Here is a 12,156-nt window from a genome sequence, read left to right as displayed (position 1 = left end):
CCTACTTCGGCGAGGCGCTGGTGAGCGTCTTGTTGTTGTAGGTCTTGGTCTCGTGGCAGGTCTTGGCGCAGGACCCGCCGTTCGGCAGCTTGGTGTAGTTGATCTTCAGCATCCAGCCCTTGGGGCCGTAGGGCACGCCCTCGCGGATGTGGTGGTCCTGCTTGGAGGCGTGCACCTCGTGGCAGGCGCGGCAGGTGCGGCCGCGCTCCTGGTGCACGTGCACGTAGTGCAGGTTGCGCGAGCCGTCGCGGAAGCCGGTCAGGGTGGTGGTCTCGGGCACCGACACCACCTTGTCGTTGTGGCAGCCGTAGCAGAGCGCGTAGGCCTTGGCCTCGTAGGGCGCGTAGAAGGTCGAGGGGTAGTTCGACACCAGCAGGCGGAAGTTGTCGCCGCCGTGGGTGCGGTGGCAGGCCGAGCAGTCCTTGGCCTTGACCGGCTCGTGCCACACCTTGTTCTCGCCCAGGAAGGCCTTGTAGTTGGTCATGGCCTTGCCGTCGTCGGACATCATGCCGTCCTTCGAGTGGCAGTTGACGCACAGGTCGAAGGGCAGCTGGATGAGCAGCTTCTCGATGTTGGCGGCGTGCGGGTTGTGGCAGTTGGAGCACTTGTCGCCCTTGACGATGGCGTCGTGCTTCACCTTGGCGGTCTCGATCTGCGCCTTGATGCCCTTGTGGCAGGCGGTGCAGGTCTCCACCATCTCGCCGCCCAGCAGCTTGCGCTCGGTGGAGTTGTGCGGGTTGTGGCAGTTGGTGCAGGTCTCCACCGCCGGCACGTGCTTGAACTTCCGGGCCATGATGGCCTGGAACTCCTCGTGGCAGCTGAAGCACAGCTCGTTGACGGTGCTGGTGATGGGGCCCGGGTTGGCCCGGTCGTTCCGCTCGTGGCAGATGGAGCAGTCGCCGGCCTCGAAGGGGCCGTGGGACCACTTGACGTTGGGGCCGGGCGGCAGCGGGGCCACCTGGGCGCCGCGCCGGGTGGTCCGCTTCTGGACCTCCGTCTTCAGCGGCGCCGCCAGGGCCGGGAAGGCGGCGGCCGCGAGCAACGGGAGGGCGAGGCGCCTGACGGTGGAGGTGAGCCGCTGGATCATGTCGGTCTGCTCCCAGGAGAGGCGGCCTGCCGCCCGCGTCCCCTAGCCTGGTGTCCGGAATCCGGCATCCTACCCCTGATCGAGGGGCACCCGGCCTTGATCGGGGACAACCCACGTCCCGATCCCAACCGACAGTCCTGGTGACGCCTGGTCCGGGGTGCCGCCGAAGCTCAGAGAAGCAACTTCTTCTTCCTGGCGTTGTGCGGGTTGTGGCAGGCGGTGCACTCGCCCTTGATCGGGTGGCTCTTGCCCTTGCCGACGCGCACCGGCGCCTTGCCGCCGAACTCGTCGTGGCAGGCCAGGCAGGTCTCCTTGGCCACCCTGGCCGGGCCCGGATCGTCGCGGTCGGCCCGGGCGTGGCAGGTGTCGCAGGCGCCCTGCTCGTAGGGCCCGTGCACCACCAGCGCCTCGGCCGGCGGCAGCGGCGCCAGCCGGGCGTCCCCCGCCTGCGCGGGGGAGGCCGCTGCCAGGAGCAGTGCGGCGGTGAGGGCGGCGGCGGGCAGGCGCATGGGGGAGGTGCTCCGATCGGGCTGGCGGGCGCGGCGACTCGAGGGACGATATCGCTAGCCTTCGCCCAGCCCGCGCGCGGCGTCAAGAAAGGGCGCCGCGGTCCCCTGCCGCGGGGCCGGCGTCCGCCGGGTGTCGGCGCGCCGTCCAGCCCCCCGCCCTGGCCCGGCCGAAAACTTGCCCTGGGCCCGTTCCCGGGCCAAGAGGAGCGTCGGGCGATAGCGCCCGAAAGCGGCCGGGCAGCGGGCGGCCGTCGGGGATCGGGGTGGCGGGTGGCGTGGGGTCGGAACCGGCGGACGGCGGACGCGGTGGATCCAGCGGAGGTGCGGCGGCGGCTCGGCCGGGCCGCCACCCTGGTCCTGCCGTCGGCGCTGGCGCTCGGGCTGCTGGGCGGCGCCGGCTTCGCCACCTTCCGGTACGGCGTGCAGGGCGACCTGCTGCGCCTCCGCGAGCTGCGCTTCACCGGCCTGTCCCAGGTGCGCCCGGCCGAGCTCCTGGAGCTCTCGCCGGTGCAGCCGGGCGACCACCTGCTCCTCTCCGACCTGGACGGCCTGGCGCTGGCGCTGCAGCGCAACCCCTGGGTGGCCTCGGTGGAGATCACCCGCCGCCTGGCGCCCCCGGCGCTGGAGGTGGCGGTGACCGAGCGGCGCGCCGCCGCGCTGGTGGACCTGTCGGGCCTGTACCTGGTGGACCGGCGCGGCCGGGCCTTCAAGCGCGCCGCCCCCGGCGACGGCCTCGACCTGCCGGTGGTGACCGGCCTCCTCAGGCAGGACCACGTGGAGCGGCGCGAGGAGACGGAGCGGCGCGTCGAGGCGGCCCTGGAGCTGCTGGACCGCTGGCGCGAGGCCGGGCTGGACCGGCGCGCCCCGGTCTCGGAGGTCCACCTGGACCCCGACCTGGGGGTGCGGGTGACCACCGGCGACGATGGGATGGAGATCCGGCTCGGGCAGGGAGACCTGCCCGCCAAGCTGGAGCGGCTCGGGCGCGTGCTCTCCGCGCTCGAGGCGGACGGGCGGAGGGCGGAGGTGCTCCACCTCGACAACCGGCGGCACCCGGACTGGGTGGCCGTGCGGCCGGCGGGGGGGGGCGAGGTCGTGGACGTTCGGGGTCCGAGAGGGCCCTGACAGGATCGGTGGGGCGTGGGCGCGTCGCGCCGCTCGCCCGGAAAAGGTGGTTCACATGGCGAAGAACGGGGAGATCCTCGTCGGGCTCGACATCGGCACGACCAAGATCTGCGCCATCGTCGGCGAGGTCTCCGACGAGGGCATCGACATCATCGGCATCGGCACGCACCCGTCCAAGGGGCTGCGCAAGGGGGTGGTGGTCAACATCGACGCCACCGTCGCCTCCATCAAGCGGGCCATCGAGGAGGCCGAGCACATGGCGGGGTGCGAGATCACCACCGTCTACACCGGCATCGCCGGCGGCCACATCAAGGCCTTCCCCAGCCACGGGGTGGTGGCGGTGAAGGACCGCGAGGTGCGCCAGCAGGACGTGGAGCGGGTCATCGAGCAGGCCAAGGCGGTGGCCATCCCGCTGGACCGCGAGGTCATCCACGTGCTGCCGCAGGAGTTCGTGGTGGACGACCAGGACGGGGTCAAGGACCCGGTCGGCATGAGCGGGGTGCGGCTCGAGGCCAAGGCCCTGATCGTCACCGGCGCGGTCTCCTCGGCCCAGAACATCGTCAAGTGCGCCCAGCGCACCGGCCTCAACGTCTCGGACATCGTGCTGCAGCCGCTGGCCTCCTCGCTGGCCACCCTCTCGGAGGACGAGAAGGAGCTGGGGGTGTGCCTGGTGGACATCGGCGGCGGCACCACCGACATCGCCATCTTCCACAACGGCTCCATCCACCACACCTCGGTCATCTCGCTGGGCGGCAACCACCTGACCAACGACGTGGCGGTGGGGCTGCGCACGCCCACCCACGAGGCCGAGCGCATCAAGAAGCAGTACGGCTGCGCCATGGCCCAGCTGGTCGACAAGAGCGAGACCATCGAGGTGCCCAGCGTGGGCGGGGGCGCCCCGCGGGTGCTGTCGCGCCACATCCTGGCCGAGATCATCGAGCCCCGCGTGGAGGAGATCTTCATGCTGGTGCAGCACGAGATCCAGAAGTGCGGCATGGAGGAGCTGCTGGCCTCCGGGGTGGTCATCACCGGCGGCTCGGTGCTGCTGCCCGGCATGGCGCAGATGGCCGAGGAGGTGCTGGGGGTGCCGGTGCGCCAGGGCATGCCGCGCCATGTCGGCGGCCTGGTGGACGTGGTGCGCAGCCCCATGTACGCCACCGCGGTGGGGCTGGTGATCTACGGCATGCACCAGCAGCGCGGCAGCCCGCACTTCCGGATCCGCGAGGAGAACGTCTACCGCAAGGTCAAGAACCGCATGAAGGAGTGGCTGGGCGAGATCTTCTAGCCCCGGGAGACCGACATGATCGAGTTCGACGACAGGGCCGACGGCGCGCGCATCAAGGTCATCGGGGTGGGCGGCGGCGGCGGCAACGCCATCAACACCATGGTGGCCGGACGCCTCGAGGGCGTGGAGTTCATCGCGGCCAACACCGACGTGCAGGCGCTGGCCGCCAACAAGGCCGGCGTGAAGCTGCAGCTGGGCCGCTCGGCCTCCAAGGGGCTGGGCGCCGGGGCCAACCCGGAGGTGGGGCGCCAGGCGGCGCTGGAGAACCGCGAGCAGATCGAGGCGGCGCTGGCCGGGGCCGACATGGTCTTCGTCACCGCCGGCATGGGCGGCGGCACCGGCACCGGCGGCGCGCCGGTGGTGGCCGACATCGCCAAGTCCACCGGGGCGCTCACGGTGGGCGTGGTCACCAAGCCCTTCCTCTTCGAGGGCAACCGGCGGCGCAAGCACGCCGAGGCCGGCCTGGCGGAGCTCAAGGCGGCGGTGGACACCCTCATCGTCATCCCCAACCAGCGCCTGCTCTCGGTGGCCGGCGAGAACATGTCGCTGGCCGACGCCTTCAAGCGGGCCGACGAGGTGCTGCTCAACGCGGTGCAGGGCATCTCCGACCTGATCACGGTGCACGGCATCGTCAACGTGGACTTCGCCGACGTGCGCACCATCATGGCGGAGCAGGGGCTGGCGCTGATGGGCTCGGGCCGGGCCGCCGGCCCGCGCCGCGCCGTGGAGGCCATGCAGGCCGCCATCTCCTCCCCGCTGCTGGAGGACGTCACCCTCGACGGGGCCACCGGCCTGCTGGTGAACATCACCGGCGGCCCGGGGCTGACCCTGCACGAGGTGGACGAGGCGGTCTCGATGGCCCACGCCGCGGCCGACCCGGAGGCCAACATCATCTTCGGCTCGGTCATCGACGAGCGGCTGGGCGACGAGGTGAAGATCACCGTGATCGCCACCGGCTTCGCCCCGCGCGACGCCGAGCGCCGCGCCGCGGCCTCTCGCCCGCTGCAGGTGCAGGTCCCGGTGCAGGTGACCCCGCGCGCCGCCCCGCCCCCCGCCCCGGCCCCGGCCGAGGCCATCCGGGTGGTGCGCCCGGCAGCCCCCCCGGCGCCGGCCGCGGCCCCGGCCACGGTGGGCGCCCGCGCCGCCGCGCCCCGCGCCCCGGCTGGCGCCTTCCGCGCCGACCAGGAGGACCAGTACGACATCCCGGCCTTCCTGCGCCGGGGCGGCGCGCCGCGCCGGGACGACTGACCCGGCGGCGCCCACCGTGACGCACCCGCGGCCGCGCCCTGGAGCTCCAGGGGCGGCCGCGGCGGCTGGTGCGGGCGTCGGGGCCCGGGCTAGAAGGCCATGCCCAGGCCCAGCTTCATCCCCTCGCTGCCCAGCTCCACCCGGAGCGAGGTGGCCGGCCGGAAGCGCCAGATGAGCCCGAGCGAGGGCTCCAGGAAGAGGCCGGCGTAGGCCGGGTGGCTGCCGGCCGCGTCGTTCCAGCCGTCGAACCAGCCGAACTCGTAGCCCAGGTCGAGCTTGGGGTAGAGCGCCAGCTCCCGCGAGAGCCAGAAGTTCCACATCACGCCGGCGCGCGGCCGCAGCGCCCACCAGCTGTAGCCGTAGTCGTAGGGGGCGGTGCGGTAGCGGTAGTGGTAGTTCACCAGGTCGCCGCCGAACTCCAGGTCCAGCGAGTCGCGCACCTGGCCCTGGCCGCCCTGCAGCAGCCCCTGCGGCAGGAGCGGCAGGCGGTAGCGGCCGCCGAAGCCGAAGCCGCTCTCGTGGCCGTGGTCGTAGTCGTAGCCGGCGCCGAAGACCAGCCAGCCGGTCAGCTCGCCGCGGCCGCGCCCCGGGCCGTCGCCGTCGGCGCGGGCGGAGGCGGCGGCGCAGAGGAGCAGGGCGGCCAGCAGCGTGGTGAGGAGGCGGGTTCTCATGGTGGTCCCTCGGGTGCGGTGGAGGCCGGAGGGTACACCGGACTCCGCCTCCGCGAGCGGGCCTCCCCGAGAGGCCGGGACCTCGGGGCCGTGCCCCTGGGTGCGGCGCGGTGGGACCGCGGCGCTGCGTCCGCGCCACCCGCGCGCCGCGTCCGGGCCGGCCCGGCGCCGCGGCCGCGCCGGACCGGCGCTCAGGGCGCCGGCGCCTCGCGCCCCACCGCCGGCAGCGCCACCCGGAAGCGCGCCCCCTGGCCCGGCGTGCTCTCCACCTCGATGGAGCCGCCGGCCCCCTCGAGGATGGAGCGGCAGATGGAGAGGCCCAGGCCGGTCCCCTCCCCGGCCCGCTTGGTCGTGTAGAAGGGCTCGAAGATGCGCGGCAGGACGGTGGCCGGGATGCCGGGGCCGCTGTCCCGCACCTCCACCTCGACGCGCCCGTCCGGCAGCACCCGGGTGCTGAGCGCCACCTCGTGGCCCCGGGGGTCGCCCTCCGGGATGGCCTGCGCGGCGTTGACCAGCAGGTTGAGCAGCACCTGGCCCAGCCTGGCCTCGGAGAGGCGCACCAGCGGCACCGGCGCCAGCGACTTCCTCAGCAGGGCCCGCTTCTTCAGCTCGCCGGCCGACATGTTGACGCAGGACTCCAGCACCCGGTGCACGTCGGCCACCGCGTCGGGGGCGTCGTCGTCCCGCGAGAAGGTCTTGAGGTCGCGCACGATGACCTGCATGCGCTGCGCGCCCACCAGGGCCTCGCGCAGCGCGTCGCCCATGGGCGCCAGGGCGCGGGCCTCCTCCGGGTGGCGGGCCGCCAGCCCGGCCAGGCCCGCCTCCAGGTACTCCAGGTTGGCGCCCACGTAGGCCAGCGGGTTCTTCAGCTCGTGGGCCACGCCGGCCGCCACCGTGCCCACCGACGCCAGCCGGTCGGCGCCGGCCAGGCGGGCCTGCATGGTGAGGAGGTCGGTGACGTCGCGCACCACCCCGAGGTGCAGCCCGGGCAGGACGTCCGCCACCAGCGCGAACTCCACGGTGCGCGGCCCGGCGGCGCTGGCGAGCTCGGTGCGGCCGGTGACCTGCCGCTCCGCCAGGAAGCGGCGCCAGGTGCCGGTGAGCTCGCCCACCCGGCCCGGCGTCACCAGGGACTTGAGGACCGTGCCGAGCAGCGCCCGGCCGCCCCGGCCCGGCGCCGGCCCGCTCCCCACCAGCCGCACCGCCGCCGGGTTGGCGTCCACGATGACCGCCGCGCCGTCCAGGATCACCATGGGGTCGAGCGCGTTGTCGAAGACCGCCCGCAGGTAGGTCTCCTTCTCCCGCAGGGCGTCGTCGGCGGAGGCGCGGGCGGCCCGGTGCGCCTCGTCGTCGCGCAGCACGCAGACCGCGCCGCCGGCCGCCGCCTCGCCCTGGGCCGGGGTGGCGGCGCACTCCACCCAGCGGTGCCCGCCCTCGGCGCAGGCCAGGCGGAACTGCAGGGTGTCGGCCTGGCCGCCGCGCGCCGCGGCCAGGTGGGCCGCCACCGCCGCGCGGTCGGCCTCCTGGGCCAGCCCGGCCAGGGGCCGGCCCGCCAGCGCCTCGGGGCGCCAGCCCAGCAGCCGCTCCACCGAGGGGGAGATCCAGCGCACCTCGTCGGCGGGACCCAGCACCACCAGCACCTCCCGGGCCGACGAGGTGAGGAGCGTGAGCAGCGCGTCGCCGGACAGGGCAGCCATGCGGAGGCGCAGCCTAGCCCTGGCGCAGGCGCGGCGCCAGGTAGCGCAGCGACGCGTCGTAGCGGTAGTTGATCCCCATGTGGCCGTCGTCGAACTCCTCGTGCACGTGCTCCACGCCGCCCTGCCGCAGCGCCGCCGCCACCTGCCGGGCGCCCCAGTGCAGGTTGAACTCGTCGCGCCGCCCGCAGTCGAGGAAGAGCGAGCCGAGCCCGCGGTAGGCCGCCAGCGCCCGCGGCACGTAGCGCACCGGGTCCACCACCAGCCAGCGCTCCCACACCTCGGGGCGCAGGCGCCCCTCCGGCAGGGCGAAGGGCAGCGCCGCGCCCAGTGGCTCGGCGGGGTCGGGCGAGTAGTGAGCGGCCATGGCCAGCACGTTCAGGACCGGGTGGTCGGCCCCGGCCAGCTTGCTCTGGCGGGCCCGCGCGATGGCGCCACGCAGCCAGGCGGCGGCGTCGGTGGCGCCGGCCAGGCCGGCCGCGGCCCGGGGCAGGTCGGGGCCGTAGCACCACTCGAAGCCGGCGTCGCCGGCGTGGCAGGCCAGGTGGCCGAAGACCTCGGGCCGGTCGCGGCCCAGCCGGAGCGCCCCGTAGCCCCCCGAGCTCTTGCCCACCACGGCGCGCGCCTCGCGGTGGGCCAGCGTGCCGAGCCGCGCCTCCACGAAGCGGGTGGCGTCGTCGGCCAGGTAGTCCTGGTAGCGCCCCACCGAGGGGGAGTTGGTCCACTGCGTGCCGCCCAGGCCGGTGAAGCCGTCCAGGAAGACCGCCACGAAGTGGGGCAGGCCGGCGGCCCACAGCGCCTCGATGCGCTCCGGCACGGTGGGGCTCCAGGCCGAGACGTTGAGCCAGCCGCGCGCGCTGCCGGTGAAGCCGTGCAGGAAGTAGACGGCCGGCAGGCCGGCGCCGTCGTCGCGCCCGGGCGGCAGCAGGGCGTAGAGCGGGCGGCGGGCCGGGTCGCCGAGCGGGTTGCCGGCCAGCGAGGGGGCGTCGAGCTCGAGCTCGAGGAGGCGGGCCTTCATGGGGCGGCATGATGGCACGGGGGCGGGTCCGGTGGCGCGGCGGGCGCGCCGACGACGGACACCCTCAGCGGCCGCGCGCGAAGACCAGGCCGGTGCGGCTGGTGAGCCGGGTGGTCTTGGCCAGGAGGTCGCGCGCCTCGTCGTAGAGCGGCTCGGCGTCGCCGGCGGCCGCCGGGCCGGCCAGCTCGCCCACCCGCACCAGGAGATCGGTGACGCGCAGCAGGTGCTGGTGGGCCAGCAGGAGGTCGCGCCCGAGGCGGGCCCCCTGCCGCGTGTAGACCAGGCCGGTCTGGAAGAGGCGCGACAGCGCCTTGCGGTTGAGGTCGTCCACCGCGCGGCAGCGCCCCTGGAACTCGCGGAGCTTGCGGGCCTCGCGCGCCGCCGTCAGGTCCACCACGTGCGCGTCGCGCACGGCACTGCGGGGGGCGGGGCGGGTCTGCGGCATCGACGTCGGCGAGCCTAGCCACGCTCGGCGAGGGCGGTCAACCGCGCGGCGACGGCGATGGGCGGAGCCGCCTCCGTCGCAGCGGAGGCGGCGCGCCGGCCCGACGCCCGCGCCACGGACGGCGCGTCGAGCGGCCCCCCTCACCCCGGCCCTCTCCCCGGAGGGGAGAGGGAGAGAGGTGGTGACGGGCGGCCCCCTCGCCCCGGCCCTCTCCCCGGAGGGGAGAGGGGGCCGCGGTGGCGACGGGCGGTCCGCCGCCGCGGCCTCCTGGAGCGCCGCTAGGCGAGCGCGGCCAGGGCCAGCGCCTTGACCTTCTCGAGCGCCGCGCCGAGCCCGGACGGATCCGGGCCGCCGGCCTGCGCCAGGTCCGGCTTGCCGCCGCCCTTGCCGCCCACCAGCGCCGCGGCCTCGCGCACCAGGTCGCCGGCCTTGAGCCGCCCGGTCAGGTCCTTGCTCACCGAGACCAGCAGCACCGCCTTGCCGTCGGCCACCGCGCCCAGCGCCACCACGCCGCTGCCCAGCCGGTCGCGCAGCTTGTCGGCCAGCTCGCGCAGCGCCCTGGCGTCGCCCGGCACCTGCACCGCCAGCACCGCGGCGGCGCCCACCCGGGTGGCCTGCGTGGCCAGGTCGCCGGACTGCGCCGCGGCCAGCTTGCCGCCGGCCTCCTCCAGCGCCCGCTCCAGCTCCTTCAGGCGCCGCTGGGCCGCCTCGATCTTGCTGGCCACGTCGAAGGCGCCGGCCTTGAGCAGGCCGGCGGCGCGCCGCAGCTCCTCCTCGGTGCGCTGCGCCAGCTCCACCGCCCTGGGCCCGGTGTGGGCCACGATGCGGCGCACCCCGGCGGCGATCGACTCCTCGCTGGCGATCTTGAAGAAGGCGATGTCGCCGGTGCGGCGCACGTGGGTGCCGCCGCACAGCTCCTTCGACGGGCCCAGGGTCAGCACCCGCACCGTCTCGCCGTACTTCTCGCCGAAGATCATCATGGCGCCCGACCTGCGCGCGTCCTCCAGCGCCAGCTCCTGCGTCACGGTGGCCGCGTTCTGGCGCACCAGCGCGTTGACCCTGCCCTCCACGGCGTGCTGCTCGGCCAGGCTGAGCGGCTGGAAGTGCGAGAAGTCGAAGCGCAGGTGGTCGGGCGCCACCACCGAGCCGGCCTGCTTGACGTGGTCGCCCAGGGTCTCGCGCAGCGCCAGCTGCAGCAGGTGGGTGGCGGAGTGGTTGGCGCGCACCAGGTCGCGGCGGGCCGAGTCCACGGTCAGCTCGACGCGGTCGCCCACGTGCAGCTCGCCCTCGTCGAGCCGGCCCAGGTGCGTCACCAGGCCCGGCACCGGCCGCCGCGCGTCGCGCACCGTGAGGCGGCCGCGCGGGCCGGCCAGCGCGCCGGTGTCGCCCACCTGGCCGCCCGACTCGCCGTAGAAGGGGGTCACCGCGGTGATCACCTCCACCTGGTCCCCGGCCCTGGCCGCGGTGGCGCGCGCCCCGTTGACCACCAGGGCCATCACCTCGCTGTGGGCCGCCTCGGTGTCGTAGCCCAGGAAGCGGGTCTCGCCCAGCTCGGCGGCGATGGCCTTGTGCAGGTCGCCCACCGCGGTCTCGCCGGAGCCCTTCCACTCGGAGCGGGCCCGCTGCGCCGCCATGCTGGCCTCGAAGCCCGCCTCGTCCACCGAGAGGCCGCGCTCGGCCAGGATGACGCGGGTCAGGTCCATGGGGAAGCCGTAGGTGTCGTAGAGCTGGAAGGCCACCGCGCCGTCCACCACGCGCCCGCCGGCCCGGCCGAGGCGCGCCATCTCCTCCTCCAGGATCAGCAGCCCCTTGTCGAGGGTGCGGCGGAAGCTCTCCTCCTCCTGCTGGGCCACCTTGCGGATGAAGGGCTCGTTGCCGGCGGTCTCCGGGTAGGCCTGGCCCATCTCGGCCAGCACCGCGCCGCAGACGTCGGCCAGGAACGGGCGCTCCAGCCCGAGCCGCTTCCCGTGCCGGATGGCGCGCCGCATGATGCGGCGCAGCACGTAGCCGCGCCCCTCGTTGGAGGGCAGCACGCCGTCGCCCACCAGGAAGGTGGTGGCGCGGGCGTGGTCGGCGATGACCCGCATGGAGACGTCGTCGTCGGCCTCGGTGGCGCCGTAGGTCTTGCCGGCCAGGGCCTGGACGGCGCCGATGATGCTCTGGAAGAGGTCGGTGTCGTAGTTGGAGCGCCGGCCCTGCACCACCGAGGCCATGCGCTCGAGGCCGGCGCCGGTGTCGATGGAGGGCTTGGGCAGCGGCGTCAGCGTGCCGTCGGCGCTCCGCTCGAACTGCATGAAGACCAGGTTCCAGATCTCCAGCCAGCGATCGCAGTCGCAGGCCACGCCCAGGCAGGGCCGGCCGGCCTTCTCCTCGGCGCAGGCGATGTCGTGGCCCTGGAAGTAGTGCAGCTCGGAGCAGGGCCCGCACGGGCCGGTGTCGCCCATGGCCCAGAAGTTGTCCTTGGCCCCCAGCTTGTAGATCCGGTCGGCCGGGACGCCCTGGGCCCTCCACAGGTCGTAGGCCTCCTGGTCCCAGGGCAGGCTGCCCTCGCCCTGGAAGACGGTGGCGGCCAGCCGGGTGGTGTCGAGGCCGAGCCACTGCGGGCTGGTGCAGAACTCCCAGCCCCAGGCCACCGCGTCCTTCTTGAAGTAGTCGCCGAAGGAGAAGTTCCCCAGCATCTCGAAGAAGGTGTGGTGCCGGGCGGTGAACCCCACGTTCTCGAGGTCGTTGTGCTTGCCGCCGGCGCGCACGCACTTCTGCGAGGTGGTGGCGCGGGTGTAGTCGCGCTTCTCGCGGCCGGTGAAGACGTCCTTGAACTGGACCATCCCGGCGTTGGTGAAGAGCAGCGTGGGGTCGTTCTGGGGCACGAGCGCCGAGGAGGCCACGCGGCGGTGGCCGCGCTCCTCGAAGAAGCGGAGGAAGGCGTCGCGGATCTGGGCGGCGGAGAGGGTCTTCATGTGGGGTCGGGGCCGGCGCCAGGGGGGCGCCGGGAACCCGTTGAGATAACAGAGGCCGGCGCGGATTGCCACGCCGGCCGGCCGGCCGCCCAGGGCGCACCGGCCACCCCGGCCGCCCAC

At 74.6% G+C, this 12,156-nt stretch carries 10 protein-coding genes; 3 read left to right on the top strand and 7 right to left on the bottom strand.

Features of this window, described 5'->3' with window-relative positions:
• Position 1: 1 nt before the first annotated feature.
• Together IPO09_03450 and IPO09_03445 are read right to left on the bottom strand one after the other, a co-directional pair.
• A complete protein-coding gene (locus IPO09_03450; GenBank protein MBK9516409.1) occupies positions 2 to 1,087 on the bottom strand; it encodes a cytochrome C in 1,086 nt (361 codons plus the stop codon).
• A gap of 170 nt (positions 1,088 to 1,257) precedes the next feature.
• Positions 1,258 to 1,596, bottom strand: coding sequence for a cytochrome c3 family protein (locus IPO09_03445; protein ID MBK9516408.1), 339 nt, complete (start codon positions 1,594 to 1,596; stop codon positions 1,258 to 1,260).
• A gap of 270 nt (positions 1,597 to 1,866) precedes the next feature.
• Here IPO09_03445 and IPO09_03440 point away from each other — a divergent pair, with 270 nt between their 5' ends.
• Genes IPO09_03440 through ftsZ form a run of 3 tightly spaced genes read left to right on the top strand, consistent with a single transcriptional unit; the run spans position 1,867 to position 5,251 of the window.
• Complete coding sequence (locus tag IPO09_03440; protein MBK9516407.1) at positions 1,867 to 2,718, top strand: FtsQ-type POTRA domain-containing protein; 852 nt, start codon at positions 1,867 to 1,869, stop codon at positions 2,716 to 2,718.
• Between the two features lie 55 nt (positions 2,719 to 2,773).
• A complete protein-coding gene (gene ftsA, locus IPO09_03435; protein ID MBK9516406.1) occupies positions 2,774 to 4,003 on the top strand; it encodes a cell division protein FtsA in 1,230 nt (409 codons plus the stop codon).
• Between the two features lie 15 nt (positions 4,004 to 4,018).
• Positions 4,019 to 5,251, top strand: coding sequence for a cell division protein FtsZ (gene ftsZ, locus IPO09_03430; protein ID MBK9516405.1), 1,233 nt, complete (start codon positions 4,019 to 4,021; stop codon positions 5,249 to 5,251).
• Positions 5,252 to 5,340: 89 nt separating this feature from the next.
• Here ftsZ and IPO09_03425 read toward each other — a convergent pair whose 3' ends face one another.
• From IPO09_03425 to alaS, 5 genes are all read right to left on the bottom strand, one after another.
• On the bottom strand, positions 5,341 to 5,922 hold the full coding sequence (locus IPO09_03425; GenBank protein ID MBK9516404.1) for a hypothetical protein: 582 nt from the start codon (positions 5,920 to 5,922) through the stop codon (positions 5,341 to 5,343).
• Positions 5,923 to 6,113: 191 nt separating this feature from the next.
• On the bottom strand, positions 6,114 to 7,619 hold the full coding sequence (locus IPO09_03420; GenBank protein MBK9516403.1) for a PAS domain S-box protein: 1,506 nt from the start codon (positions 7,617 to 7,619) through the stop codon (positions 6,114 to 6,116).
• 13 nt (positions 7,620 to 7,632) lie between these two features.
• Positions 7,633 to 8,634, bottom strand: a complete 1,002-nt coding sequence (locus IPO09_03415; protein ID MBK9516402.1) for an alpha/beta hydrolase — start codon at positions 8,632 to 8,634, stop codon at positions 7,633 to 7,635.
• A 64-nt stretch (positions 8,635 to 8,698) separates the two neighbouring features.
• Complete coding sequence (locus IPO09_03410; GenBank protein MBK9516401.1) at positions 8,699 to 9,079, bottom strand: hypothetical protein; 381 nt, start codon at positions 9,077 to 9,079, stop codon at positions 8,699 to 8,701.
• A 278-nt stretch (positions 9,080 to 9,357) separates the two neighbouring features.
• The gene (gene alaS / locus IPO09_03405) at positions 9,358 to 12,036 is read right to left on the bottom strand and encodes an alanine--tRNA ligase (protein ID MBK9516400.1); all 2,679 of its coding nucleotides are present in this window, start codon (positions 12,034 to 12,036) and stop codon (positions 9,358 to 9,360) included.
• Positions 12,037 to 12,156: the final 120 nt, after the last annotated feature.

This window comes from Anaeromyxobacter sp., assembly GCA_016718565.1.
Taxonomy (GTDB): Bacteria; Myxococcota; Myxococcia; order Myxococcales; family Anaeromyxobacteraceae; genus JADKCZ01.
This window is presented reverse-complemented; position numbering and strand designations above follow the sequence as displayed.